The sequence below is a fragment of the Allorhizobium pseudoryzae genome, assembly GCF_011046245.1.
GTDB classification, from domain to species: Bacteria; Pseudomonadota; Alphaproteobacteria; order Rhizobiales; family Rhizobiaceae; genus Neorhizobium; species Neorhizobium pseudoryzae.
In genome coordinates, this window is sequence record NZ_CP049244.1 from 1,037,027 (window position 1) to 1,062,426 (window position 25,400).

Consider the following 25,400-nt stretch of genomic DNA (forward strand, 5'->3'; position numbering starts at 1 on the left):
CGAGGATTTTTCATGAGCTATCACAATCCTCTCACCCCGCCGCGCAAATCCGCCACCTTTGACGATCATACGCTTGCCGAAATCCGCCGCGCGGCGGCGACCGGCATCTACGATATCCGCGGCGGCGGCACCAAACGCAAGGTGCCGCATTTCGATGACCTCCTGTTTCTCGGTGCCTCGATCTCCCGCTATCCGCTCGAGGGCTACAGGGAGCGGTGCGATACCTCCGTCACGCTTGGCACCCGCTTTGCGAAGAAGCCGATCGAACTGAAGATCCCGATTACGATTGCCGGCATGAGCTTTGGTGCCCTGTCGGGGAATGCCAAGGAGGCGCTCGGCCGCGGGGCGACGCTCGCCGGCACCTCTACGACGACCGGTGACGGCGGCATGACGGACGAGGAGCGTGGCCATTCGGAAAAGCTCGTCTACCAGTATCTGCCCTCGCGTTACGGCATGAACCCGAAGGATCTGCGGCGGGCCGATGCGATCGAGATCGTCGTCGGCCAGGGCGCCAAGCCCGGCGGCGGCGGCATGCTGCTCGGCCAGAAGATTTCGGATCGCGTCGCCGAGATGCGCACCCTGCCGAAGGGTATCGACCAGCGCTCCGCCTGCCGACATCCGGACTGGACCGGCCCCGATGATCTCGAAATCAAGATCCTCGAACTGCGCGAGATCACCGACTGGGAAAAACCGATCTATGTGAAGGTCGGCGGTGCGCGCCCCTATTACGACACCGCCCTTGCGGTGAAGGCCGGGGCCGATGTGGTGGTGCTCGACGGCATGCAGGGCGGCACGGCTGCCACCCAGGACGTCTTCATCGAACATGTCGGCATGCCGACGCTCGCCTGCATCCGGCCTGCCGTCCAGGCTCTGCAGGATCTCGGCCTGCACCGCAAGGTGCAGCTGGTGATTTCCGGCGGCATCCGCTCCGGTGCGGATGTCGCAAAGGCACTGGCGCTCGGCGCCGATGCCGTCTCGATCGGCACGGCGGCGCTGGTTGCGATCGGCGACAATGATCCGAAATGGGAGGAGGAATACAGACAACTCGGAACCACCGCCGGTGCCTATGACGACTGGCACGAGGGCAAGGATCCCGCGGGCATTACCACGCAGGACCCCGAGCTTGCCGCACGGCTCGATCCGGTGCTCGCGGGGCGGCGGCTTGCCAATTACCTGAAGGTCATGACGCTTGAGGCGCAAACGATCGCGCGCGCCTGCGGCAAGAACAAACTGCACAACCTGGAACCGGAAGACCTCTGCGCTTTGACGATGGAGGCCGCCGCCATGGCGCAGGTGCCGCTGGCCGGCACCAGCTGGTATCCGGGCAAGGGAGGATTTTGACGCTAAGGACGTCGCTCTCCAGCCGGAGCGGCATTCTGGACAAAAACATCGCTGATTGTGTCTCAAATCCATAAAAACAGGGGAACGGCGTGACACAGGATCTTGCAGGCTTCGCGCACGAGCGGGGCATTCGATATTTCATGATCAGTTATACCGACCTGTTTGGTGCCCAGCGCGCCAAGCTGGTTCCGGCGCAGGCGATCGCCGACATGCAGAGGGATGGCGCAGGGTTTGCCGGCTTCGCCACCTGGCTCGACATGACACCAGCGCATCCGGATCTCTTTGCCATGCCGGACGCGTCTTCGGTGATCCAGCTTCCCTGGAAGCGGGATGTGGCCTGGGTTGCCGCCGACTGCGCCATGGATGGCCAAGCGGTCGAGCAGGCGCCGCGCGTCGTCCTGAAACGGCAGGTGGCCAAAGCCGCCGCCGCCGGATTGCGGGTGAAGACGGGCGTCGAGGCCGAGTTCTTCCTGATCAACGCCGACGGCGATCGCATCTCCGATGACGCGGACATCGCGGAAAAGCCCTGTTACGACCAGCAGGCGCTGATGCGGCGTTACGACGTCATCGCCGAAATCTGCGATTACATGCTGGAGCTCGGCTGGAAGCCCTACCAGAACGACCATGAGGATGCGAACGGCCAGTTCGAGATGAACTGGGAGTTCGACGATGCGCTGGCGACTGCCGACAAACATTCCTTCTTCAAGTTCATGGTCAAGTCGGTGGCGGAAAAGCATGGACTTCGCGCCACCTTCATGCCGAAACCCTTCCAGGGGTTGACCGGCAATGGCTGCCATTGCCACATTTCCGTCTGGGATCTGGATGGCAAGACCAATGCCTTTGCCGATCCCGCCATGCCCTTCGGATTGTCTGCCAAGGGCAAGACCTTCCTCGGCGGCATCATGGCCCACGCGGCGGCCCTCGCCGCCATCACCAATCCGACGGTCAATTCGTACAAACGCATCAATGCGCCGCGCACCGTTTCCGGCGCCACCTGGTCGCCCAACACCGTCACCTGGACCGGCAACAACCGCACGCACATGGTGCGCGTGCCGGGGCCGGGACGGTTCGAACTGCGCCTGCCGGATGGCGCGGTGAACCCCTACCTGCTGCAGTCCGTCATCATCGCCGCCGGTCTCCGCGGCCTGGAAACGGATGCCGATCCGGGGCCGCACCACGATATCGACATGTATGCGGAGGGCCATCTGGTGAAGGATGCTCCGCGCCTGCCCTTGAACCTTCTGGATGCGCTGAGGGCCTATGCGGCGGACGATGCGCTGCAGGCGGCGATGGGCCGCGACTTCTCGGACGCCTATCTGAAGCTGAAGCACGGCGAATGGGATTCCTATTGTGCCCATTTCTCCCGCTGGGAGCGGCAGGCGACCCTCGACGTCTGAAAACCTCTTGCTGTTTCGATCACGAATTTTTTGGGAACAACAAAGTTCTTGCGGGCCTCCGTCAGGATCATTTTTTTGCCACGCGCGTTAACGATGAAGTTTCTGCAGGCTGTCGTCAGACTCGCCAGTCCGGCAGCGACAGCATCAAAGGAGTATTTCCATGAAGAAGATTCTTGCCGTGGCGCTTGCTACGCTCCCCGTTCTCTCCAGCGTTGGTGCAGCCTCTGCCGCTGACGTGATCTCGAGACGCGACGCCGTTCCGACCTATACGGAAAGCGATCAGCGCGGCGGCGTGCGCATCGGTTATCTCGATTGCAGCATCGGCGGTGGCGTGGGTTACGTTCTCGGTTCGGCCAAGGAAGCGGATTGCGTCTTCACCTCCACCATCGGCTCCGAACCGCTGGATCGATATACGGGCGTTGTCCGCAAGATGGGCGTCGATATCGGCTTCACCACCCGCAGCCGCATGATCTGGGCCGTGCTGGCGCCGACCGCCGGTTACCACCACGGTTCGCTCGCCGGCCTCTATCAGGGTGCCAGCGCCGAAGTGACGGTTGCGGCCGGTGCCGGCGTCAACGTGCTGATCGGCGGGACTGCCGGCTCGATCCATCTGCAGACCGTCAGCGTCACCGGCCAGCTTGGCCTGAACCTGGCTGCCACGGGCACTTCCATGACACTCACCCCCGCCTGATCCTCCAAACTTAGGCCCGGTCTTACCGCCTCGCCATCTTGGCGGGGCGGTCAAAGAGATGGCGGAGTGTGCTTGCCAGTTTCCGAGGAACGCAGGTTGTCCGCCGCGTCCCGCACGATCTCTGCAACCGCATTCAACTGCCGGGCAATCGCGCTCGACCGACGCCAGACCATGCCGATCCGGCGAGATGGCTGCGGCTCCTTGAAGCGGGCGACACAGACCCGCGCTGAGCGCGTTTCTACCGGGACCGCGATCTCCGGAATGAGCGTCACGCCAATGCCCGCCCCCACCATCTGCACGAGCGTCGAGAGCGAACTGCCATCCAGCAGTTCGCGCGGCTTCTGGCTTCCGCTGCCGACCTGGCAGAAAGACAGTGCCTGCTCGCGGAAACAATGCCCCTCCTCCAGCAGAAGCAGCCGCATTTCCTGAAGCTGTTCGCGTTCCGGCACCGGTTTTTCCTGATCCTCCCAGGCGCGGACCAGCAGGAAATGCTCATCGAACAGAGGCACTTCTTCCAGCGAGGCTTCGGAGACGGGCAGGGCGACGATGGCCGTATCGAGCCGCCCTTCCGAAAGCTCGTCGAGAAGTTTCGGTGTCACCGTTTCGCGCACATGGATGTCGAGAGCGGGGTTTTCGCGCGTCAACCTGCCGATCATGGCCGGCAGAAGATAGGGCGCAACCGTTGGAATGACGCCGATCCGAAGCCGCCCCGTCAGCATCTCCCGTGAAGCACGAGCGAGATCCCCCAATTCATCGACCGAACGCAGGATCTCCCGCACCCGGAGCACAAATTCCTCGCCAAAGGTGCTGAGACGCACCTGACGGGCCCCGCGTTCGAGCAGTTCCACACCCAGCGTCTCCTCCAGTTCCTTGACCTGCACCGACAATGCCGGCTGCGAGATGGAACAGGCCTCGGCGGCGCGCCCGAAATGGCCGTGCCGGGCCAGCGCGTCGAAATAGCGAAGCTGCCGCAGCGTCAGGTTCATGATAACCTTACCTTATCGATATCATCAGTTTATAATAATTACATTAATGGAACTTTTTTGCTAGAGCAGTTCTAGACAGCAACTGGCGCAGGGATCGGACAAGATTTCGCGGCGCGGATGCCGGATATTCAGCGGGGCGACCGTCGCAAAGACGTCGCAAACCCGGTTGATGATGAAGCTGAACCAGGCAAGGTTTCTAGGAGGATAAAATGGACGTGACGAAGCAGGCAGCCGGCAAATGTCCGGTGGCGCATGGCGCAACGAGCGTGAGCATGCGCGGCAATCGTGACTGGTGGCCGAACCAGTTGAACCTGAAGATCCTGCACCAGAACACGGCTCTGTCGAACCCGATGGACCCGACGTTCAACTATGCCGAGGCCTTCAAGTCGCTCGATCTCAAGGCCGTCAAGCAGGACCTCTATGCCCTGATGACCGAAAGCCAGGACTGGTGGCCGGCCGACTACGGTCATTACGGCCCGTTCTTCATCCGCATGGCGTGGCACAGCGCCGGCACCTACCGCACGGCCGATGGTCGTGGTGGCGCCTGCTCGGGTACCCAGCGCTTCGCGCCGCTGAATAGCTGGCCGGACAACGGCAACCTCGACAAGGCCCGCCGCCTGCTGTGGCCGATCAAGCAGAAATACGGCAATGCGCTCTCCTGGGCCGACCTGATGATCCTCGCCGGCAATTGCGCGATGGAATCCATGGGGTTCAAGACCTTCGGGTTCGGCGGCGGCCGCGCCGATGTCTGGGAACCGGAAGAAGACATCTACTGGGGTGCCGAAACCGAGTGGCTGGCGACCAGCGACAAGGAGCGCAGCCGCTATACCGGTGACCGTGTTCTGGAAAACCCGCTCGCTGCCGTTCAGATGGGTCTCATCTACGTCAACCCGGAAGGCCCGGACGGCAAACCGGATCCGCTTGCTTCCGGCCGTGACGTGCGCGAAACCTTCGCCCGCATGGCGATGAACGACGAGGAAACCGTGGCACTCGTGGCCGGCGGCCACACCTTCGGCAAGATGCATGGTGCTGGCGATGCCGCCCATGTCGGTCCTGAGCCGGAAGCCGCCGGTATTGCCGAAATGGGCCTCGGCTGGATCAGCACCTACAAGAGCGGCAAGGGTTCCGACACCATCACCAGCGGTCTCGAAGGTGCCTGGACGCCGAACCCGACCCAGTGGGACATGGGCTATTTCGACGTTCTCTTCGGTTATGAGTGGGAACTGGTGAAGAGCCCGGCCGGTGCCTGGCAGTGGCATGCGAAGGATCTGGCCGAGAAGGACCATGCTCCGGATGCCGAAAACCCGGCAAAGAAGGTTCCGATCGTCATGAACACCGCGGACATCGCGATGCGCATGGACCCGGCCTATGAGAAGATCTCTCGCCGCTTCCACCAGAACCCTGCGGAATTCGCCGATGCCTTCGCGCGGGCCTGGTTCAAGCTGACCCACCGCGACATGGGGCCGAAGGTTCTCTACCTCGGTCCGGAAGTGCCGGCGGAAGAGCTGATCTGGCAGGATCCGGTCCCGGCCGTCGATCATCCGCTGGTCGATGCCGCCGATCTCGTCAGCCTGAAGACGAAGCTGCTCAACGCCGGCCTGACGCCGGAAGAGCTGATCCAGACCGCCTGGGCGTCCGCCTCCACCTTCCGTGGTTCCGACAAGCGCGGCGGTGCCAACGGTGCCCGTATCCGTCTTGCACCGCAGAAGGACTGGGCCGCAAACCAGCCGCAGCAGCTCGCCAAGGTTCTCGGCGTGCTGGAAGCCATCAAGGCTGAGTTCGATGCGTCGGCGACAGGCGGCAAGAAGATCTCGCTGGCCGACCTGGTCGTGCTCGGTGGTTCCGCTGCGGTGGAGCAGGCTGCGCGGGCTGCCGGCCATGACGTCGAGGTTCCCTTCGCGCCGGGCCGCACCGATGCGACACAGGAGCAGACGGACGCTGCGTCCTTCGAGCCTCTGGAGCCGGAAGCCGATGGTTTCCGCAACTACCAGAAGACCGAGTTCACCATCTCGTCCGAAGAGATGCTGATCGACAAGGCGCAGCTTCTGACGCTGACGGCTCCGGAAATGACCGTGCTTGTGGGCGGCCTTCGGGTTCTCGGCAACACTGTCGGCGGTTCCATGCACGGTGTGCTGACCCGCCGTCCGGGTCTGTTGACGAACGACTTCTTCATCAACCTCATGGACATGAATGTTGCCTGGAAGCCTGTGACGCCGGCCGAAAACCTGTTCGAGGCACGCGACCGGAAGACCGGTGAGGTCAAGTGGACGGCAACCCGTGTCGATCTCGTCTTCGGCTCCAACTCGCAGCTGCGGGCTTTGGCCGAAGTCTATGCACAGGCCGATAACGGGAAGAAGTTCGTCAACGACTTCGTCGCCGCCTGGGTCAAGGTCATGAACGCCGATCGCTTCGATCTCGCCAAGGCCTGATCGCGCGAATGCGTGGTGGCCGGCACGTCCGGCCGCCGATGTGCTTTCCTGAAATGCACAAAGGCCGCGGGTTTGATCCGCGGCCTTTGTGCATGTCTCGATCGGGTCTGAGCTTCAGCTGGCGGGTGCATGCTCGCGGCTGCGCGCCAGCGATAGTTCCATCGTCGTGTGGTTCAGGCGGTCGGCCAAAACGCGCATGATCTCGACCGCCATGTCCGGGAAATCGTTCATCAGGTCGAGGAAGCTGTCCTTGCTGATCTTCAGCACTTCCAGCCGGGTCGTGGCGCGCACCGTCGCCGTCCTCGAGACGTCGCACAGGATGGCGATTTCGCCGACGATCGAATTCTGCTCGACCTCCGCCACCTTGATCTCGCTCTCGCCCGAATCGACAAGCACATCCGCCGTTCCCGACAGCACCACATAGGCCGCGTCGCCGGCATCGCCCTGGCGGAAAAGGTTCTGGCCTTCCCGGCACGTCAACCGTTCAGAGGCGAAGGCCAGAAGCTTCAGCTTGGCCGGCGCGATCTTGGCGAAGAGCGGCACGCGCCGCAACATTTCCACTTCGTCCTTCAACAGCATCGGCAGACCTTTCATGACCTGGCAAAAGATTAATACGAGACGAGTTGCTTGAACATACTCTTTTGATCGGCGAACTCGGCAAACGTCCCATTTTCGACAAGATTGCCATTCTGGAAAACCATGATCCGGTCAAAAAGTTCGCTCATCCGTGCGTTCGGCAGAACCCAGAGGATGGCCGGCTTGTGTCCCTCCTCGTGCAGATCGGTCATGATGTTGCGCGTGATGGCTTCCTGGGATCGCTGATCGAGCGCCGGCAGCGGCCGGTTGAAGATGAAATAGTCGGATCGTTTGAGAAGCGCGCGGGCGAGATTCAGCTTCTGTCGCTGGACATTCGTCAGCCGCCGTCCCTGCGCGCCAACCTGGAAATCCAGCCCGATCGACAGGACGTAGTCCTCAAGCTCCAGTTCGCGGAAAATGGACTGGATGATGCTGCGGATCTTGTCGCTCGTTTCCGCGTCCTGCAGGCTGATGCGCCCAAACAGAACATTGTCCATCAGCGATGCGGACGCCATGAAATGTTCGGGATCGTAGCGCTCGATGGCTTCGGCCAGTTCCGGCGGAATATCGGCGTAGAACTGCGTGCGGGCCTCGACGATCATCGCCATCAGATCGGCCGTCAGCAGGCCGAAGCGATGCCGGGGTTCGATATAGGCAAAGCTCAGGCGGATGATGTTGGCCCGTTCTTCCCCGCTGGCCTTTTCGAAGGAATGTTCCTTCAGTTTCGGCAGCAGCGACTCGTAGGCCGGAATGTCTTCCGCCTTCATGAAGGTCAGCTGCTGGAAGAACGGATGGCCGGGGGGAAGGTCGCGGAACAGTTCGACCATGTTCTCCGCAATCTCGAGCCCCATGTCGTAGAGCTTGGCGACCAGCCCGGTCTGGCGCAGGACCTGCCGGAAATAGGGATGTTCCGCAAGGTCCTGGCTGGTCATCAGTCCGGGTTTCATGACACCGAACAGGATGTTCTCACCGACGCTGGCCAGACTGTTGTAACTGCCGTCTTCGAAACTCTCGACCACGCCGTCCAGATCTTCGGCCACCAGGCGGTCGCGCAGTGCCGCGCGGACCATGACGATCTGGTCGGTCATGACGCCGTGGGTGTCGATATCCACCTGCGAGCGCAGGGCGAGGTAGAACAGATCCTGTGAAATGGTCACCGCATCGAGAACCGGACGGATGACCTTCAAGAGATCGTCCGGTCCGCTTGCGCCCGCGGCGCGATAATCGATCCAATCGCTGTTGAGGTCGAGGACCGGGTTTCCGGCACTGATCGTCTCGCCGATTTTTCTGCGGAAGGTGCGGGCATCGGCGCCCTCGTAGGTCACGTCCGTCAGCGGTGCATGTTTGAGCACATAGAGAAGGTTGTCGCGAAGCGTGCCGTGGAAGAAATAGGTGTCGGACGAGACGTAGGAGATGCGGCGTCCGGTAATCGCTTCCGGCACCTTGCGGATATCCTTTCCGTCGATCGTGATCTCGCCCGATGCCGGCCAGACGATACGACCCAGCGCTTCGGCCAACGCGTCGCCGCCCGAGCCGGGATCGCCGAGGATCGCCACGGTCTCGTCGGGGGCGATCTCCAGCGAGACATGGTGGAGGATCGGCGCATTGCTGTCGTCGGTCAGCACCAGGCCGGTGATCACCAGGGGCGAGAGAAGCCGCGGTACCGGCTCGCGGAACACCTCCTGGATTGTCCGGTCGCTCAACCCGTCCACATCGAATTGTTCGCTCACCTGCGCGTATTTGATCTGCACGTCCTGACGTGCCTGATCCCAGTCGATCAGCTCCTTGAGGGGGCCCGGAAGATCCTTGTAGGCGGCGATCACCGCCACCAGCTGGCCGATGTCGATCCGGCCCTGGAGCGCCAGATAGCCGCCGATGGCGTAGAACAGAAAAGGCGTCACCTGGGCCAGGAAGTTGTTGATGAACTTGACCAGGAATTTCCACTGGTAGAGATCGTAGCGGATCGCAAAGATCCGGCCCAACCGGTCGGCGATGTCGGCGCGCTCGAGGTTGGATGTGTCGTGGCCGCGGATGGTGTGGATGCCGTCGACGATCTCGCTGACGCGCCCGGACAGCTCGCGCGCGGTCAGCTGGCGCTCGCGCCCGAGGATCAGGAGACGCTTGCGCATTCTGGGGATAATGATCGCCTGCACCATCACGATTGCGAAGGCGATCATGCCCAGCCAGAAGTTCTGCATCAAGATGAAGGCGAGCGCCGTCAGCGCCTGGCCGCCCAGAAGCGCCGGCTGCACGAAGGCATCACCGGTAAAACCGCCGAGCGGCTCCACCTCGTCCTTGACCATGGTGGCGATCTCGGCCGCGCGCACGCGTTTGAAGTGCGAGGGCGGGAAGCGCAGCACACGGTCAACCAGTTCGAAGCGAATACGCCGCAACATCCGTTCGCCAAGCCTACCCTTGTAGGTGTTGATGTAGAACTTGAAGAGACCGTTCAGCACCACAAGGCCGAGAAAGACGCCGCTCAGCGCCATCAGCATCTGGACGCGATCAAGCTCCACCCCCTCGAAGAGCTGGATGTGACCGATCAGCGGCAGGTCGAAGGCAATCGGCATGAACAGCTGGGTGGCATCGGGAGCGCCAAAGCCGTCACCCTGGATCGGGCCGTTGACGATGCGTTTGGGCAGGTCGAAGGAGAGGAAATACGGGATCATCGACGCGGCGACGACCAGCAGGATCCACAGTTGCTGCTTGTAGGTGTTGACCCAGATGTAACGCGTGAGGCTTTTTTCCATCGTGCTCTTCATGTCGGCCATCAACGTTGGGGTAAACCGTCGATAGCGTCCGTCCCCTCTGCCTCGAACTGCTGCAGCTGAATATTACGGGGGAAGTGCCGAATGGCAATCGCGGGGTCAGCGTGAGGTGACATCCAGCGCAAACACGGCTGGAAAACCTCAGCCGGTGCGGGCTGTCTGTTCGGCGTCGAGCTTCATTGCAAGGTCGCGGGCAGCCAGAGCATACCCGCCATTGCCGCCATCGATGAAGTGCACGTGGTCCTTCGACATCGGGGTCAGCACGAAACAGGTCATCAGTGCACTGTCCTGGCGATGCATGCCGTAGTGGCAGATGCCCTTGGCCTCCGCATCGGCAAGCAGGACCTCAAGACGCCAACGATGAGCATCATCCACATCCACCGTCATCTTCAGTCCGTCGTCGAACTTGCGGAAATCGGAGTTTTCCGCCACTTCGCGGGCATAATCGCGCGCGTTAAAGCGGCCCATTGACAGGTTGAACTTGTAGAGCAGGACGGCAAGAAGGGCCTGCGTGAGGCCAGAAAGCCGCGCGCGCAACCGTTGTCCGGGCGGTGCGGCGGCGGTCTCCGCGTCGATGTTGCCCGCCCTGAAACGAAGGGGCGGTCCCTCGACCGGCACGGGATGGCCGTCCCGGTTCTGTTCGGCGGTCACGGCAATGATGGCGGCCACCAGCGCCCGAAACTCCGGCATCGTCGCTTCGGATACGGGTTTGGCGATAATGGAGACAACGTCGCCATTCTGCGCCGCGATCGGGTCCCAACGGCAGGAGAGGCCGGTCAAATCCGGGTGTGTGTCGGCTTTCCGGTCGATCCTGTAGCGGCCGGACTTCATCTGCTCTTCGGCCCAGCTTACGCCCCCGCCGCTGAACATCGCGTAGGAGACATGATCGCTGGCGCCGAACCGGGCCACGCGCACATCGAGGCCGGCCTCGCGAATGTCGATGAGCGGCACGAGCGCCACCCGCAGCTCGAGCTGTAGCTCCGCCGAGACCCAGTCCCGCACCGCCGCAAGGATCTGTGTGGCCTGCTCCTCCAGGGCGCCGGGCAGGGCAACAATCGCCCCGTCGCCGCCGAAGACGAACGGGTAGTCCTTCATGTCCATGCCGTTGAGAAGCGCCGAGATCACGCTGGCGCCGGCCATGTTGACCGTTTTGTAGCGGCCTTCCGCAATCGCCTTGGTGGAGCCGACGATATCGGCAACGGCCAGCACCCAGCCCTCCGGCAGCGGCGTATAGCTTGCCGTCTCCGCAACGCCTTCGAAGCGGGTGAGCAGCGGAAGCTGCTGGAAGAAACTGCCGGCTGCGTTGCGAGTATCCATGGCGGAGACGCTAGCATGGTTTGCGGGGCTTGGCATCAGGCCGTTCGCGTCTTCAGGGCTCTTCCCGGCGCCGTCGTCTGCAGCAGCATGCCGGTCATGGATTTGCCGAAGACGAAAATACGTAGCGGAATGGTCCGGCCGCGCACCACGATCTTGCGGGTCTCCGCCATGGTGACATCGACGTTGGACAATGTCGCAACCGGCTCCGACATCACGAGTGGCATGTCGATTTCCTTCGCAGTCGTTTCCAGGCGGCTCGCGACGTTCACGGTATCGCCGATTGCCGTCAGGTTGCGGGCGTTGCCGTAGCCGAGCGTGCCGACAACGGCGGAGCCCGCATGGATCCCGATCGCCACTCGAAGCGGTATCGTCAAGTCCTGCGACAGCTGCCGGTTCAGCTCGTCGATCCCTTCGATGATCCCGGCTGCGGCGCGAACCGCCTGACGGCAGCCATCCTCAAGAGATCCGTTGATGCCGAAGAGCGCCATCGCGCCATCGCCGATGAACTTATCGACGCGTCCGCCGGCGGCTTCCACCGCCGCGCCGACCACCGCGAAGTAGCGGTTCAACAGAAAAACAATATCGAAGGGCAAGCGTGCTTCCGAAATCGTCGTGAAGTTGCGGATGTCACAGAAGAGAACCGCGATCTCGCGTTCCCGTCCCGGAACCGCCTCGTAGGATTCCGAAACGCCTTGCGGGTCGGGAAATGCCACAAGCAGCGGCGACAAGGTGACACTGCCCGTCGGTCGAAGCTGGCAGGCGAGGCGCACGCCGGGCCCCGCCTCGATCCTGTCCAGTGTCCTTTGCTCGGCTGGGTCCGCGGCCGGCAGATGCTCTTCGCCGTCGATGATCTGCACGCGGCAGGTGGAGCATCGGCCCTTGCCGCCGCAAACGGCGTAATGGGGCTTGCCGGCAATCCGGCTCGCTTCCAGGACCGTGAAGCCGCGCGGCACGCTGATCGCCTCGCCTGTGACATAACGGATCGTGACGAGGTGGGCGCGCTCCCGGATCCAGCGGATGCCGCGCGCCGCAAAGATCAGGACGACGGCGGACACGAACACGCCATAGAGGATCACGCGCAGGTCTTGCAGTTGCTCCACGGCGCCCACCGGCAGGATCGTCGGGTCATAGGTTCCGCCCGGAAAGCCGCTCAACGGAAAGGTCGGGTTGGCGATCGTGCGGCCCATCTGCACGAAGCCGAGCAGCGACAGGATCGGAAGCAGGATCGCCAGCGTCAGCGCCCAGGGCCAGATGCCGGCATACCAGGAGCGATAGCGCAGCCAGAAATGGATCCCGATGCAGCCATGCGCCCAGATCACGATCAAAGCGAGGGACTGCTTGAAACCGTCTGCCGGGGATTTCGTCCACAGGCTGTGAACGATGGTTTCGTAGCTGTCCCGCAGATGGAAGAGATGCGAGGCGACGCGGGTCCCGAGGATATGGTCGATCAGCAGCAGCGGAACGGAAAGCCCGAGCACGACCTGCATCGCCTCGGACTTCGGCATGGCCAGGCTTCTTCGCACAAACAGCGTCCGGAGCACGAGAATGACGTGCACCAGGAAAGAGCCATAAAGCAGTGTCGTTCCGATCGGATGGCGCCAGATGGCGAGAAGCGCGGGGCGGGCATGATCTGCGGCCTGAACCGAAATGAGGCCGATACTGTGGTTGATGATATGCATCAGCAGGAACAGAAAGATGATCAGGCCCGACAGCAGGCGCGCACGACGCAGCTGCCGCTCCGAAAAAAGCCCCTTCAGGATATCCGCCGCCATGTTCCGCCGTTCTTGTTTGCCGCGGACTGTCCTCCGTCGGCTTCACGCGTCTTCCGTTTAACGGATATCGAGCACCATTCCGTCGAAGGCCGCCACGGTGTTCGGGAAGGCCTCCTGCGCCAGCCGTTCCAGCAGCGCCATTTCGCCGTCGGTGCGGGTGGGAGAGTGATGGAAAAGAACCAGCTTTTTCGCGTCGGCAGCCTGCATCAGTTTCACCCCTTGTTCCCAGGTGGAGTGGCCAAAGCCGCGGTAGCGCTGCATCTCCGCTTCGGTGAAGGCGGAATCGTAGACGACGACATCGGCGCCCTCCATCAGGGCAAGGGCTGTCGGATCCAGTTTTCCCGGTTCATGCTCGATGTCGAACACCAGTGCCAGAGCCTTCCCCTCCCATTCCACGCGGTAGCCGATGCAGCCACCCGGGTGATTGAGCGCAAAGGTCTTGATGACGATGCCGGGCTTTGGTGTGATGATCTCGCCGGCACGGAAATCTGAAAACCGTAACGTGGCATTGCAGATTTCGACGTTGATCGGAAAAAATGGCGGGCTAATGAACTTCTTGATCATCTCGCCCGTCGTCATGGCGCCGCACAGATGGCCGGACCAGAAGGTCACGGTGATGGCCGGGTTGTAGATCGGCTTGAAAAACGGCAGGCCGATGATGTGGTCGTAATGACAGTGCGTGAAGAAGACATTGATGTCGTCCACGCTCTGTCCGAGCAGCGACTGGCCGGCGCCCATGATACCGGACCCTGCATCGAAGATCAAAATATGCTCGCCGCACCGGACTTCGAGACACGGCGTATTGCCGCCGTATCGAACGAAGTCGTCGCCCGACACCGGAATGCTGCCGCGCGTACCCCAGAATTTCACGTAGAACCGCTGATCCGTCATCTGCCCAACACGCACACTCTTGTTGTATAAGATAGTGTGCAAACCTTACCGTTTCACGCAGCCAAGAGTGTTTTGCCCCGAAAGGCAAGCCCCTCACTGGACCTCCCGGCAAAAGCGCCTGCCGTTTCACAGGCAAACTCTTGCCGGCGGATCATCAGGCTGTCATCGGAAGTGCCTATTTGATGTCGCAATGCCGGATTTGGTCCGGCGCCTTCAATTCCAATCACGAGTACGAGATGAGCTCTTTGATCGCCGCTGGATTTGCCGTCGAAGCCGCCGATGGTCGGTTGTCCTCCCTGTCTGCAGATCTGCGAGCGGTCGTCGATCTCGGTGCGGATGCGGTGGAGCTGACGCTGACCAGTCTCGATCTGATCGCCGGCGGGCGCATGATCGAGGAGCGTGTCGCACCGCTCCTTGCGCTCACCCGGCAGTTCGACGTGACCTATACGGCCCACGGTCTTGTTTCGTCCAACTTCATGGATCCGGACACGCTGCCCTCCCAGTTGCAGGCCGCCAAGGCACTGGTGGAACTCTGCGACCGGATTGGCGCCAGGGTCCTGGTGCAGCATGGCGGTTTTCTTCGGGCGGACCAGATCCACCAGCGCGCTGATGCCGTGGACCGCGAGCGCGAGGCGCTTCACGAGCTCTGCGCATATGCCGCCCGGCACGGCGTGCGCATCGCGCTGGAAAACATCTTCAGCACGGCGCCCGGCCAGTATCGGCAAACGCCGGCAGAAATCGCCGGGACGGTGAAGGCCGTCAATCATCCCGCCCTTGTTGCGCTGATCGATTTCAGCCACGCCTATCTGGAAGCCACCTATCGCGGGCTCGACTTCATGGCCGAGATCGCCGCCATGGCGCCGGTGGCCGGCCATCTGCACGTGCATGACAGCTTTGGCCGGCCCAAGGGTTTCTACGAGGCCTTTTTCCCGCAGGAGGCCGTCGCGCTTGGCATCGGCGATCTTCACCTGCCGCTCGGCTGGGGCGATATCGCCTGGGAGCGGATCTTCTCCGAACTGCGTTTTCTGCCCGGAACGGTGCTGATGATGGAGATCGGCGAACGCTATCGGCAGGAACAGCCGGCAAGCCTTGCCTTTGCCCGGCAGTTGATGAGCCTAAGCGCCAAGGCCTGAGCAGGCTCACGGCTGCGACAGGGCCTCGGTCAACAGCGCTTTCACGGCACTCATCGGAACCTCACCCGCTGCGGGTGGATGCAGACCGTCCGCAAATCCCCGGCTTCTAAAGCGGTCCAGAAGTGCGGCGTCGCGGGTAATGACGTGCATCGGAACGGCGCGGGACGCATCCGGCCCGGTGACGATCGAAGCTGGCTGGTGGTCGCCGATGACGATGAACAGGTCGTCGTCGCCATAGGTTTCGATATAACTGCCGATCGTCTGCAGCGAATAATCGATGGTGCGGATATAGTGCTGGCGCACCCGTTCCGGGTCGGCCCAGACCTCTTGCGGAGTTGGCCCGCTCTGTGCCTCGGTGTCGAAGATCCGCCCATCGCCCACCGCGGCCCAGTCCACGAGAGAGGCGACCGGCGTCCAGGGCGCATGGCTGGAAATCAGCGCCACCTCCGCCATCACCGGCTTGCGGCCCGGCTTTTCCCGCACCATGCTTTGCAACGCCGATAGGGTATACTGGTCCGGCATCGTCACCCAGTTGTAGGGTTTGCCCCGGTAACCGAGATCCTTGGCGGCCAGCACCCGGTCGTAGCCGTAATAGGCGGCTTCCGGCCAGTCCATGGTGATGGCCGGCATCACCCCGACGCTCTGCCAGCCGGCCTCGGAGAACTGCCTGTTCAGCGTCGGCCAGTCGCTCATCATCAGCCGGTCATAGCGGGCCTGATTGTCAACCCAGAGGCCGGAGAGGAACGTGCCATGCGCCAGCCAACTGAGGCCGGCGACCGTGGGCGATGTGATCCAGCGGCTGGCTGAGCCAAAGCCCTTCGCCGCCAGTTTCTCCTCCAGTTCTGTCAGGCGCGGGCTGATGAGCGGCGCGTAGCGAGGGTCTTCCACGGCGCTGCGCCCATAGGATTCGACAAAGATGAGGATCACGTCGCGGCCTGCCACCTGTGCAAAGTCCGGCGCTGCCGGCGATGTGGGGGCCGGATCAGACAGCGTCCGCTCGAACGCCGCCATGTCGGCAATCGAGGTCGCGATCAGTGTGGTGCGGGCCTGCAGATAGGGCAGTGCACCCGCTTCTATGGCGAATGGCAGGCGCAGCGGCAGCGCCAGCGCGATCAAGGCTGCGACCGAAACGGCGGCGGATATGGGCCGCATTCCATCCCGTGCGGGAGGTGGTGTCGCGGCAACCCCGCGCAGGCTGCGGGCATAAAGGGCGAGAAAAACGAGAAAGGACAACAGGATGGCGATAATGCCGGCCGCTGCAATGCCGGTGCCGATCGCGCCCGAAAGAAGGTTCCAGCCGTCCAGCAGCATCTTGCCGTCGAGATAGGGATTGAACGGTCGCTGGAAGGCGCTCTGCGTTCCGATGTCGGCAAGCTTCAGAAACAGGATGAGGCCGAGTAGCAGCGTCACGATCCACCGGAAGACTGTGCCGATCCGGCCTTGAAAGACCATCAGAAACAGCGCGATCACTGGTACTTCCACCGGCAGGCGGAGGAAGGCGGCAAACCGCACGGCGTCCGGATGATCCGGCAGGTTGAGAATGACGGTCGTGAGCGTCAGAACGGTGATCCACGCAAGGATCGTGGGCAACAGCGCGCGATGAGCGCGCTGCCCGGTGCCCTCAATTCCGCGTCGACTGGTCTGCACCTTGTCATCCACCGTAGGTTCTCCTTACAACCATCCTGTCGCATCGCCTGATGAGCGGCAAACCCGAAAGTCATACCCTTGCGCTACATGCATCTGGCAGGAAGCCTTGCCGCTCTCGTCCTGGTTCCGGTTCTGATCGCCCATATCGATCGGGGTCCGCTGCTGAAAGCGCTGTCGGACGTCTCGCTGGTCGAGATCGCCATCGGTCTCCTGATCGTCCAGGCGCAGATCATCCTGTCCGCGCTTCGCTGGCGTTTTACCGCCCAACGGCTCGGCCAGGACATGCCGCTCGGCTGGGCCGTGCGGGAATATTACATTGCCACAGCGCTCAATCAGACGCTGCCGGGCGGCGTGGCCGGCGATGCGTTGCGTGCCTATCGAAGCCGCACCTCCGCCCCGTCGGGCATCAGGCTCGCGGCGAAAAGCGTGATTATTGAGAGGCTGTCCGGTCAGATGGCCTTCTTTGTCGTCTGTGCCTGCGGGCTGTTCTTCTGGCCCGGCCTGCTGGCGAGCGTCTTTCCCGTCGGGCTTCTTCCCGTTGCCCTGCTGAGTGCGGCCGCCCTCATCGTGATCCTCGTCCTCGCCTGGAAAAAGCTTGCCCCACTCCGCGACGATCTTGCCCAGGTCTTCGTGCGTGACGGCGCCTGGAAACGGCAGGCCGGTCTCAGCCTGTCGGCGGTTGGGTCCTATATCCTGCTCTTCTGGTTTGCTGCGCATGCCACAGGCGGCACGTTGCCGCTTTCCGGGCTCGTCACCGTCGTGCCGCTCTGTCTTCTCTCGATGCTGATTCCCACCGGTTTCGGCGGCTGGGGAACGCGCGAGGCGGCGGCTGCCGCGCTCTGGCCGCTGATCGGCCTCGCCAGTGCGCAAGGGGTTGCGGCGAGCGTCACCTATGGGGCTCTGGCCCTGATCGGCGCGCTTCCAGGGCTTCTGCTTCTCCTCGTCAGTCATCGCACGGCAGCAAAAGAGGCTCACCGGGAAAGCCGGGCATAGATGTCACCCGATGGGGCGTCGGGCGCAAGATGCTGGATCTTTGCCTGCAAGTCCGCAAGGCCGGTCCACTCCGGTTCGACAAACCGGTGGCTTTCCCCCACGACCCGGTTGAAACGGTAATCTCCCCGGCTCGCAAGCGCTGCCAGAGCCGCGTCCGTCAGGTGCGGCATGGAGGGAATATATTCGAACGCGACGAGCGGCAGCGGCTCGTCCACGCCGTTCAGAATATCGGCTTCGGCACCCTCGACATCGATCTTGCAGAAATCGGGCATTCCATAACGCTGAACGAGGTCCGCAAGCGTCACCATCGGTACCTTCAGCGTGCGGTCCCATTCGACAGAGGCAAAACCCGGCGTCTTGGCAGCCGTCTCGACGAAACTCGTGGAAATACTGGTCACGGTCGGGTGCCGGCTTGAAATATGAAGGTCGATCTCGCCGCTCTCGCGCCCGACGGCGACGCGTTCCAGCGCCACCAGATCCTTCTCCAGATGCTTGTGCAGGAAGTCGGCGAACAGCGGCTGCGGTTCGACCGCCACGACCCGTGCGCCGAGCTGCAGCAGGGTCCGACTGCGGCTTCCCACATGAGCGCCGATGTCGAAGACGAGATCGCCGGGCTTCACCAGTGCGCGATAGAAACGCTTCAGGCTGCTCCGCCGCCAGGGCATGCCGTAATAGATCGCAATGGAACGGGCGAGACCGAACGAGGCGGCGAGGTTTCCGGTCACGGAGCGCTGTCCTTGCGGGTGAGAAGCCAGATCGTATCGACGGCGAACGAATAGACGAGAAGCGCCAGGCACAGGGCAGAGAGCATGCCCGATGCCGGTTGCCCGAAGCCGGGCAGGATGACGAGACAGAGGGCCGCCACCTGCACCACACAGATGATCTTGCGCCGCAGGGAGGGGAAAAGCTCCTGGCGCAATTTTGGCAGCAGCCACTGGGCCAGGATGAAACCGTAGCGCATCAGGCCGATCAGCACCACCCAGAGCCCCGCCTTTCCGAGCACGGCGCAACCGATGGACAACATCAGGATCAGGAAGGCATCCACTTCCATGTCGAAGCGGGCGCCGAGGCGCGACTGCTGCCGGAAGCGTCGTGCGAGATAGCCGTCCACCCCGTCGAGCGACAGCGCAAGCACGGTCGCGCCGAAGACGGACCACAGGAGCAGGTTCACCTCATGCGCGGCAAACACGGAAGAGGAGAGGATGGTGGCGGCGATCAGGCTCACCAGACCCGCCCGGATCGCCGTCACGAGGTTGGCGTAACCGAAGCGCGGATGGTCGTGGTTCGGCAACCCGTAGAGCACGAAACCGAACATCACCGCCAGAATGAGCGCGGCCAGCAGGGGCACGTGCAGCTCGATCGGCAGATGCAGCGCCGCAACGGCCCAAACCGCAACCGACAAGCCATAGGCGCAGCACAGCGCCTTCAACGTGCTGGCCAGCAGCTTGCCCGCGTCTGGCCGCAGGCCCGGCGACTGCTCGCTCATCTCCGGCAGGGCTGCCATTGTTAAGTCCTCCCGGCCGTCATTCGGCGGCGATCAGCGTTTCGAGATCCATCATGTGGCCGGCCCGCAGTGTCTTGGTCCGCAGGTAGTTCTCGTTTTCGCGGGTCACGCGACCGAGCACAGCGGTTCTCTGATGCACCTTAATTCCGGCACGGCGCAGGCTGTCAATCTTCGTCGGGTTGTTGGTGAACACCGTCACCTCCGCAATGTCGAGCAGCTTCAGCATGGCAACGGCAGCCTCGTATCTCCGATGGTCCTCGGCAAAGCCGAGTTCCGCGTCGGCATCGATCGTGTCGAGGCCGCGGTGCTGATAGCCGTAAGCGCGCATCTTGGCGCCGATCCCGGTGCCGCGACCCTCCTGGTCGAGGTACAGCAGAACCCCGCCACCGGCCTGCTGCAGGAGATCAAGACCGTTGCGCAACTGGTCGCCGCAATCGCATTTCAGCGAGCCGCACAGATCGCCGGTGATGCAGGAGGAATGGATGCGGATCGGCACCGGCTTGGAAACGTCCGGCTTGCCGACGATGATCGCCACCTGATCCTTCTGAGCCACGCCGCCACGGAAGACGACGAAATCGGCATCGCCATACTCTTCCAGCGGTACCCGCGTGCGCACGACCTTCTGAAAATTGCCGCGCGCCGGCCTGTAGGTCGTCAGCGTGTTTGCGTGCAGGCTGCAGCAGCCGGAGAACAGGTCCTGGCGGCTGGTCACATCCGACACTATCATGGCTGGCAAAAGCAGCGAGACATGCGCCAGCTCGACGCTGTCCGAGCCAAGCTTCGGCGCCTTCACCCAGCGCTTCGGCCGTTCGACATCAAGCGCATAAGACAGTCTCGACGCCCGATCGAAGTCGAGGCCGGCAAGCGGCACCAGCACGTCTGACGTCGTCTTCAGGCCGAGGCGGGCGGCGCGTTTGCCGGTCAGCAGCAGGTGATGATCATTGTCCGTCACACGGGCAAATTCGTCGTAGACTTTAGGCTGCACGGCATCCAGCGCCAGAACCGCCAGGGTCTGCGCCTCGTTTCGCAGCAAAACCGGGCGGCCGTATCGAAGTTCGGACACGGCGCGTTCCACCTCGACGGCAGAATCAAACAGGGCGGTGGAAAATGGGCTTGGTGCTGTCATGCTAGCCTCCTGATGTCTTTAGCTGCGATTACGCGGGCACGTCCTCGACGGATCGTTGGAAACGGGTAAAAGAATTTTGATGGACAGAGGGCGTTCATTTTGCAGACGCTGCCCTATCTGATGCCAGTCAAGGCTTACCCAGTTGCAGGATGTCGTATGACGCTCTCCCATTTTCGCCACGAACCGAAAGAGGACATAACGCCGTCACGGGCCTTATGGTTCGAGGCGCCGGGAAAAGCAGTGTTGTGCGATGGGTCGGTCCCGGCGCCCGCGGCGGGGGAGGTTCTCGTGCGCACCAGCTTTTCCAGCATCAGCCGGGGGACGGAAGCGACGGTCTTTCAAGGCCTTGTCCCGGAAAGCGAGCGCGAACGCATGCGCGTGCCGTTCATGGATGGCGAATTCGGGTTTCCGGTGAAATATGGCTACTGCGCCATCGGCACGGTGGAAGAAGGCGAGCCGGATCTCATCGGGCGGTCAGTGTTCTGCCTGCATCCGCATCAGGAGCTGTTCGTCGTACCGGCCGCGGCCGTCACGCCGCTACCGCAGGATCTGCCGGCGAGCCGCGCTGTGCTGGCGGCCAACATGGAAACGGCGCTGAACATCATCTGGGATGCCGCCATCCTGCCCGGCGAGCGGATTGCCGTCTTCGGTGCGGGCGTGGTCGGCAGTCTCGTTGCCTATCTTGCGACCCGCATCACCGGCACGGAGGTCGTGCTGACCGATCCCAATCTGGAGCGTGCCAGCCTCGCCGAAGCGCTTGGGGTCGCCTTTGCCGTGCCGAACAGCCTGGAGGGCGAATTCGACGCCCTGATCAATGCCTCCGGCGCCTCCGCCGCCCTGTCGCAGGCAATCGACCTTGCGGGGCTGGAGGCGCGCATCGTCGAAGCCAGCTGGTATGGCGAACGGCCGGTCAGCCTGTCGCTGGGGGGTGCCTTTCATTCGCGGCGGCTATCGATCGTGTCGTCGCAGGTGGGGCATGTCTCTGGACGGATGCGTGCCCGCTGGAGCCATGCGCGCCGATTGGCCAAGGTCATGGACCTGTTGCGCGACGATCGACTGGAGGCGCTGATCTCGGGCGAAACCGCCTTTGCTGATCTGGCGGAGGATTATCCCCGTATCCTCCAGTCATCTGCCACGCTTCTCCACCGAATCCGATACTGAAAAAGGAATAGAATACGAATGTTTGCCGTCGAAGTCCGGGACCACATCATGATCGCCCACAGCCTGCCACGCCCGGTCTTCGGGCCGGCGCAAGGCATGCACGGCGCCACCTTCGTCGTCGATGCGGCCTTCTTCACGAAGGAGCTGGACGAGGATGGGCTGGCGGTGGATATCGGCCTTGCCACGCAGACGCTCTCCGAAGTGCTGAAGCCGCTGAACTACCAGAACCTCGATGAACTGGAAATCTTCAAGGGGCGGGTTACCACCACCGAGGTTCTGTCGAAACACATTTTCGACCGGCTGGCGGAGGCGGTGGCCGAAAAGAAACTCGGTCCCGGCAGCCACCGCATCTGCCGCCTTCGTGTTCTCCTGCATGAAAGCCATGCGGCGCGTGGCTGGTACGAGGCGGATCTTTGAACCGCCATCTGGTTTTTGCCTATCCGGGCTGCCTTGAGACCAAGACCGGCGGCTACGGCTATGACCGGCACCTGATCCGCGACCTGACCGATCTCGGCTGGTCGATCCAGACGATGAGCCTCGGCTCAGGATTCCCGGCGCCTTCCGCCTTGGTTCTGGCCGAGGCCGAACGGCAGCTTTCGGCGCTTGCGGATGGCACGCTGGTTCTGATCGACGGTCTTGCCTTCGGCGTGATGGCGGACTGGGCTTCACGAGAGGCAAGCCGTCTGCGGCTTGTCGCGCTGGTCCATCATCCCCTCGGCCTCGAAACGGGCGTCACCGCCGAGCAAAGCGAGCGGCTTCTGGCAGGCGAGGCACGGGCGCTGTCTGCGGTGCGCCACGTCTTCGTCACCTCGCACGCGACGGCGCGGCAGGTCTCTGCTCTTCTTTCGGTGCCGTCGGAAAAGGTCACCGCCGCCTTGCCGGGGACGGAACCGGGAGCCCCTGCCGCATCGGGGGAGGCCCAGCCGCACATTCTCTCCGTCGGGTCGCTGACGCGGCGCAAGGGCCACGACGTGCTTCTTCAGGCGCTTTCCCGCCTTACGCATCTCGCCTGGCGCGCCACCATCATCGGAAGCCCCGATCTTGATCCTTCGACGGCGAGGCAACTTGCGGCTCTCACTGAAGAGCTCGGGCTGACGGATCGGGTCACGCTGGCCGGCGAACGGCCGGACGTGCGTGCCGAGATGGCCAAGGCCGATCTCTTTGTGCTGGCCAGCCGTTACGAAGGTTACGGCATGGTGTTTGCCGAGGCTCTCGCGCACGGACTTCCCATTGTCGGTTGCCATGCCGGCGCCGTGCCGGATGTGGTGCCACAGGATGCCGGGCGTCTCGTCGGCGTGGATGATGTCAATGCCCTCGCGGACGCCATCGCAACGCTGGTGGCCGACGGGGAGCTGCGCCGGCAGATGGCTGCGGCATCGAGGAGGGCAGGCCTTGCCCTGCCACGCTGGCGGGATACCGCCATCACCGTTTCGAACAGGCTGGAGGAGATTTGAATGAGCGGCTTCGACACATCCTGGCTTAGCCTGCGCGAACCGGCGGATCGGGCTGCCCGCAACCCCGTTCTGCTGCGCAGGCTCGCGGCGGTGCTTGCCGAAGGCGAGCGCGCGCCCCACGTCATGGATATCGGCTGTGGCACCGGCTCGACCTATCGCACTCTCAGTGCCCGTTTGCCGCAGGCGACCGATTGGTTGCTGGTCGATTACGATCCCGCCCTTCTTGGCGAAGCCTCGCGGCTGATCGGCCGACCGGAGGTGAAAACCCTTCAGCAGGATCTCACCGATCTCGAGAGCCTGACCCTGGATGGCATCGATCTTTTGACCGCCTCTGCCTTCTTCGATCTCTGTTCGCTGTCGTTCTGTGAAGATCTGGCCGCACGGCTGGCGAAGCATAATGTCGCGCTCTATGCCGCGCTGAATTACGATGGCCGCATCATCTGGACCAACCGGCATGTGCTGGACATCCAGATCGTGCGCAGTTTCAACCGACACCAGGCGACAGACAAGGGGTTCGGCGAAGCGCTCGGCCCCATGGCGACACCGCATCTGAAAAGTGTGTTTCAGGGGTTAGGCTACGAAGTGTTGACGGGGGATAGTCCCTGGCGGATCGGCCCCGGCGAGGAGGCGCTGCATCGCGCCTTCGTCGAGGGCATGGTTGCCCCGGTTCTGGAGATGGGGGACGTGGATCGGGCCTCTGTCGAGTCCTGGCGCGACCAGCGTCTAGCCGATATCGACCAGGGCGGAAGCTGCCTGGTCGGTCACCTGGACCTTCTGGCTCTGCCGCCGCGCTGAGGCCACCGGCTGCTCGCGCAGTCTGCAGTCGAAGAGAACATCACTGCCGAGGCTGAAGACATTCGCGGAGGGGCGATGCGCTTCGGACAGGGTGCGGATCGGTGGCAGCGAAATGCCCTGCGGCCCCGACCCGATGATCAGCGGCGCGATCGACACGTGCAGATGATCGACCAGTCCGTGGTCGACGAAGCGGGCGATCGTCCGGGCCCCGCCTTCCACCAGGATGCGCTCCAGGTTCCGGTCCTCCAGTGCTTCCAGGATCTCGTTCGGACAAAGACCGTTCTCGCCGCGCGGCAGGCGGATCACATCGGCCGGATAATCCCGCTGTGGCGCCTTGTCCGACTGGATGAGGATGATCTGTGCTCCGCCGTCGTGAAACAGACCTTCCTCGCCGGTGAGCTCCGCATGGCAATCGATCACCACGCGCACCGGGTCCGGCCCCGTCACGGCGCGCACGGAGAGACGCGGATTGTCCGCTTTCACCGTGCCGATCCCGATGATCACCGCGTCCACAAGGGCGCGGCAGCGGTGCAGGTGTGCGATGCCGTCGGGGCCGGAAATGTCACGGGCGTCGCCGAACGGCGTTGCCACCCGCCCGTCAAGCGATTGTCCGACCTGCGCCAGCACAAAACGACCGCGGGCCGCGGCAATCGGTCCGTACAGCGCCAGCGCCGGTTCCGGCGCGCGGGCGGGCAGGGCCTGTTTCCGCTGCCGGATCGCCAGCAGGCGTGACCAGAGCATGTCGTTCATGTCGATACGGCGCATGGGGCAATCACATCCGTCAGAGTATTCGGTAAAGGGTGCCATCGCGACGGATCACGTGGTGAAAGATCACGCCAGCGATGTGTAACGCAAAAAGGCCAAGAAGGATCCACGAACTCCATTCATGGATCGCCGAAAAGACCGGCGCGATCTCCGGCGCCTTGCCGATCGGGCTCCAGATGGGAACGAGGTTGAACCAGTGCAGCGGAAAGCCGTGGGCATTGGTGGCAAGGAAACCGGACAAAGGCATCACGATCAGGAAAAGGTAGAGGAGGACATGCACGACATTGGCCACATGACGTTCGATCCCGTCTGTGAGAGCTGACGGCGCGCAGCTTGTCAGTCGCGCACCGATCCGCACCAGCATCAGCCACAACACGATGAAGCCAAGCGATTCGTGCAGCATGTAGAAATCGAGCTTCACCTCGTCGCGCACGAACTTGATCATGAACCCAAGCGGCCAGACCGATAGCACGAGCGTCGCCACCAGCCAATGCAGCAGGCGTAAGGTCGGCGCATATGCCGAGGCTTCCATTCAATTCTCCTCCCGGTGCTGCTTTTACGGAGCAGCTTAAGTCGCGGATTTCCCCACGTCCGCCGTGCTCCCGCGATTCCGACCATAGGCTGTGCCAAAATCAGAGAATACTCACATTTTAA

22 protein-coding genes are annotated in these 25,400 nt (G+C 62.8%); 10 read left to right on the forward strand and 12 right to left on the reverse strand.

Annotated elements, in window-relative coordinates; translation table 11 throughout:
- The first annotated feature begins 12 nt into the window (after nucleotides 1-12).
- From G6N78_RS23650 to G6N78_RS23660, 3 genes are all read left to right on the forward strand, one after another.
- Nucleotides 13-1,341: an FMN-binding glutamate synthase family protein gene (locus G6N78_RS23650; protein WP_165224752.1), complete on the forward strand. Its 1,329-nt coding sequence runs from the start codon at nucleotides 13-15 to the stop codon at nucleotides 1,339-1,341.
- Between the two features lie 89 nt (nucleotides 1,342-1,430).
- Nucleotides 1,431-2,738: a type III glutamate--ammonia ligase gene (gene glnT / locus G6N78_RS23655; RefSeq protein ID WP_165224755.1), complete on the forward strand. Its 1,308-nt coding sequence runs from the start codon at nucleotides 1,431-1,433 to the stop codon at nucleotides 2,736-2,738.
- Between the two features lie 160 nt (nucleotides 2,739-2,898).
- Complete coding sequence (locus G6N78_RS23660) at nucleotides 2,899-3,429, forward strand: DUF992 domain-containing protein (RefSeq protein WP_165224758.1); 531 nt, start codon at nucleotides 2,899-2,901, stop codon at nucleotides 3,427-3,429.
- A 50-nt stretch (nucleotides 3,430-3,479) separates the two neighbouring features.
- Here G6N78_RS23660 and G6N78_RS23665 read toward each other — a convergent pair whose 3' ends face one another.
- A complete protein-coding gene (locus G6N78_RS23665; protein WP_165225451.1) occupies nucleotides 3,480-4,418 on the reverse strand; it encodes a LysR substrate-binding domain-containing protein in 939 nt (312 codons plus the stop codon).
- A gap of 206 nt (nucleotides 4,419-4,624) precedes the next feature.
- Here G6N78_RS23665 and katG point away from each other — a divergent pair, with 206 nt between their 5' ends.
- Nucleotides 4,625-6,844 carry a catalase/peroxidase HPI gene (gene katG, locus G6N78_RS23670; protein ID WP_165224761.1) on the forward strand — a complete coding sequence of 740 codons (2,220 nt, stop codon included), beginning with the start codon at nucleotides 4,625-4,627 and terminating at the stop codon, nucleotides 6,842-6,844.
- Nucleotides 6,845-6,958: 114 nt separating this feature from the next.
- Here the strand turns inward: katG and G6N78_RS23675 are convergent, their stop codons facing one another.
- The 5 genes from G6N78_RS23675 to G6N78_RS23695 form a co-directional block, all read right to left on the reverse strand.
- On the reverse strand, nucleotides 6,959-7,423 hold the full coding sequence (locus G6N78_RS23675) for a cyclic nucleotide-binding domain-containing protein (protein WP_165224764.1): 465 nt from the start codon (nucleotides 7,421-7,423) through the stop codon (nucleotides 6,959-6,961).
- A gap of 29 nt (nucleotides 7,424-7,452) precedes the next feature.
- Nucleotides 7,453-10,170, reverse strand: coding sequence for an ABC transporter ATP-binding protein (locus tag G6N78_RS23680; protein ID WP_165224766.1), 2,718 nt, complete (start codon nucleotides 10,168-10,170; stop codon nucleotides 7,453-7,455).
- Between the two features lie 159 nt (nucleotides 10,171-10,329).
- Nucleotides 10,330-11,505, reverse strand: coding sequence for a DUF3095 domain-containing protein (locus G6N78_RS23685; RefSeq protein WP_165224769.1), 1,176 nt, complete (start codon nucleotides 11,503-11,505; stop codon nucleotides 10,330-10,332).
- 35 nt (nucleotides 11,506-11,540) lie between these two features.
- Nucleotides 11,541-13,277: an adenylate/guanylate cyclase domain-containing protein gene (locus tag G6N78_RS23690; protein ID WP_165224771.1), complete on the reverse strand. Its 1,737-nt coding sequence runs from the start codon at nucleotides 13,275-13,277 to the stop codon at nucleotides 11,541-11,543.
- A 57-nt stretch (nucleotides 13,278-13,334) separates the two neighbouring features.
- Nucleotides 13,335-14,168 (reverse strand): MBL fold metallo-hydrolase, encoded by an 834-nt coding sequence (locus G6N78_RS23695; protein ID WP_165224773.1) that lies wholly within the window; start codon nucleotides 14,166-14,168, stop codon nucleotides 13,335-13,337.
- 236 nt (nucleotides 14,169-14,404) lie between these two features.
- On the opposite strand from G6N78_RS23695, the gene G6N78_RS23700 reads away from it, so the two are divergent.
- Entirely contained in the window at nucleotides 14,405-15,301 is an 897-nt protein-coding gene (locus G6N78_RS23700) for a TIM barrel protein (RefSeq protein WP_165224775.1), read from the forward strand.
- A gap of 6 nt (nucleotides 15,302-15,307) precedes the next feature.
- Here the strand turns inward: G6N78_RS23700 and G6N78_RS23705 are convergent, their stop codons facing one another.
- Entirely contained in the window at nucleotides 15,308-16,960 is a 1,653-nt protein-coding gene (locus tag G6N78_RS23705; RefSeq protein ID WP_234906028.1) for an alkaline phosphatase family protein, read from the reverse strand.
- A 75-nt stretch (nucleotides 16,961-17,035) separates the two neighbouring features.
- On the opposite strand from G6N78_RS23705, the gene G6N78_RS23710 reads away from it, so the two are divergent.
- Nucleotides 17,036-17,941 carry a lysylphosphatidylglycerol synthase transmembrane domain-containing protein gene (locus G6N78_RS23710; protein WP_165225457.1) on the forward strand — a complete coding sequence of 302 codons (906 nt, stop codon included), beginning with the start codon at nucleotides 17,036-17,038 and terminating at the stop codon, nucleotides 17,939-17,941.
- Here the strand turns inward: G6N78_RS23710 and G6N78_RS23715 are convergent.
- From G6N78_RS23715 to ribA, 3 genes are read right to left on the reverse strand one after another with little or no spacing between them, the layout of a single operon-like run.
- Entirely contained in the window at nucleotides 17,920-18,666 is a 747-nt protein-coding gene (locus G6N78_RS23715) for an FkbM family methyltransferase (protein WP_234906029.1), read from the reverse strand. The two genes, G6N78_RS23710 and G6N78_RS23715, sit on opposite strands and share 22 nt — an antisense overlap.
- A complete protein-coding gene (locus tag G6N78_RS23720; RefSeq protein WP_234906030.1) occupies nucleotides 18,663-19,445 on the reverse strand; it encodes a CDP-alcohol phosphatidyltransferase family protein in 783 nt (260 codons plus the stop codon). The genes G6N78_RS23715 and G6N78_RS23720 overlap by 4 nt, the downstream gene beginning before the upstream one ends.
- Before the next feature lie 19 nt (nucleotides 19,446-19,464).
- Complete coding sequence (gene ribA, locus G6N78_RS23725; RefSeq protein WP_165224777.1) at nucleotides 19,465-20,571, reverse strand: GTP cyclohydrolase II RibA; 1,107 nt, start codon at nucleotides 20,569-20,571, stop codon at nucleotides 19,465-19,467.
- 156 nt (nucleotides 20,572-20,727) lie between these two features.
- On the opposite strand from ribA, the gene G6N78_RS23730 reads away from it, so the two are divergent.
- From G6N78_RS23730 to G6N78_RS23745, 4 genes are read left to right on the forward strand one after another with little or no spacing between them, the layout of a single operon-like run.
- Nucleotides 20,728-21,732 (forward strand): zinc-dependent alcohol dehydrogenase, encoded by a 1,005-nt coding sequence (locus G6N78_RS23730; protein WP_165224779.1) that lies wholly within the window; start codon nucleotides 20,728-20,730, stop codon nucleotides 21,730-21,732.
- Nucleotides 21,733-21,750: 18 nt separating this feature from the next.
- Nucleotides 21,751-22,149 (forward strand): 6-pyruvoyl trahydropterin synthase family protein, encoded by a 399-nt coding sequence (locus G6N78_RS23735; RefSeq protein ID WP_165224782.1) that lies wholly within the window; start codon nucleotides 21,751-21,753, stop codon nucleotides 22,147-22,149.
- A complete protein-coding gene (locus tag G6N78_RS23740) occupies nucleotides 22,146-23,186 on the forward strand; it encodes a glycosyltransferase family 4 protein (protein ID WP_165224786.1) in 1,041 nt (346 codons plus the stop codon). Before G6N78_RS23735 ends, G6N78_RS23740 begins: the two co-directional genes overlap by 4 nt.
- Nucleotides 23,187-23,981: a class I SAM-dependent methyltransferase gene (locus G6N78_RS23745; protein WP_165224789.1), complete on the forward strand. Its 795-nt coding sequence runs from the start codon at nucleotides 23,187-23,189 to the stop codon at nucleotides 23,979-23,981.
- Here G6N78_RS23745 and G6N78_RS23750 read toward each other — a convergent pair.
- Together G6N78_RS23750 and G6N78_RS23755 are read right to left on the reverse strand one after the other, a co-directional pair.
- Entirely contained in the window at nucleotides 23,910-24,746 is an 837-nt protein-coding gene (locus G6N78_RS23750) for a RibD family protein (protein WP_165224792.1), read from the reverse strand. The genes G6N78_RS23745 and G6N78_RS23750 overlap by 72 nt on opposite strands.
- Before the next feature lie 16 nt (nucleotides 24,747-24,762).
- Nucleotides 24,763-25,278: a cytochrome b gene (locus G6N78_RS23755; protein WP_165224795.1), complete on the reverse strand. Its 516-nt coding sequence runs from the start codon at nucleotides 25,276-25,278 to the stop codon at nucleotides 24,763-24,765.
- Between the last annotated feature and the right edge of the window lie 122 nt (nucleotides 25,279-25,400).

Coding starts and splice junctions, on each gene's coding strand:
- G6N78_RS23660 (WP_165224758.1), top strand. CDS start 2,899: ATGAAGAAGATTCTTGCCGTGGCGCTTGCTACGCTCCCCGTTCTCTCC.
- katG (WP_165224761.1), top strand. CDS start 4,625: ATGGACGTGACGAAGCAGGCAGCCGGCAAATGTCCGGTGGCGCATGGC.
- G6N78_RS23735 (WP_165224782.1), top strand. CDS start 21,751: ATGTTTGCCGTCGAAGTCCGGGACCACATCATGATCGCCCACAGCCTG.
- G6N78_RS23650 (WP_165224752.1), top strand. CDS start 13: ATGAGCTATCACAATCCTCTCACCCCGCCGCGCAAATCCGCCACCTTT.
- G6N78_RS23685 (WP_165224769.1), bottom strand. CDS start 11,505: ATGGATACTCGCAACGCAGCCGGCAGTTTCTTCCAGCAGCTTCCGCTG.
- G6N78_RS23680 (WP_165224766.1), bottom strand. CDS start 10,170: ATGGAAAAAAGCCTCACGCGTTACATCTGGGTCAACACCTACAAGCAG.
- G6N78_RS23695 (WP_165224773.1), bottom strand. CDS start 14,168: ATGACGGATCAGCGGTTCTACGTGAAATTCTGGGGTACGCGCGGCAGC.
- G6N78_RS23690 (WP_165224771.1), bottom strand. CDS start 13,277: ATGGCGGCGGATATCCTGAAGGGGCTTTTTTCGGAGCGGCAGCTGCGT.
- G6N78_RS23750 (WP_165224792.1), bottom strand. CDS start 24,746: ATGCGCCGTATCGACATGAACGACATGCTCTGGTCACGCCTGCTGGCG.
- G6N78_RS23675 (WP_165224764.1), bottom strand. CDS start 7,423: ATGCTGTTGAAGGACGAAGTGGAAATGTTGCGGCGCGTGCCGCTCTTC.
- G6N78_RS23710 (WP_165225457.1), top strand. CDS start 17,036: ATGCATCTGGCAGGAAGCCTTGCCGCTCTCGTCCTGGTTCCGGTTCTG.
- G6N78_RS23700 (WP_165224775.1), top strand. CDS start 14,405: ATGAGCTCTTTGATCGCCGCTGGATTTGCCGTCGAAGCCGCCGATGGT.
- G6N78_RS23745 (WP_165224789.1), top strand. CDS start 23,187: ATGAGCGGCTTCGACACATCCTGGCTTAGCCTGCGCGAACCGGCGGAT.
- G6N78_RS23730 (WP_165224779.1), top strand. CDS start 20,728: ATGACGCTCTCCCATTTTCGCCACGAACCGAAAGAGGACATAACGCCG.
- ribA (WP_165224777.1), bottom strand. CDS start 20,571: ATGACAGCACCAAGCCCATTTTCCACCGCCCTGTTTGATTCTGCCGTC.
- G6N78_RS23720 (WP_234906030.1), bottom strand. CDS start 19,445: ATGGCAGCCCTGCCGGAGATGAGCGAGCAGTCGCCGGGCCTGCGGCCA.
- G6N78_RS23755 (WP_165224795.1), bottom strand. CDS start 25,278: ATGGAAGCCTCGGCATATGCGCCGACCTTACGCCTGCTGCATTGGCTG.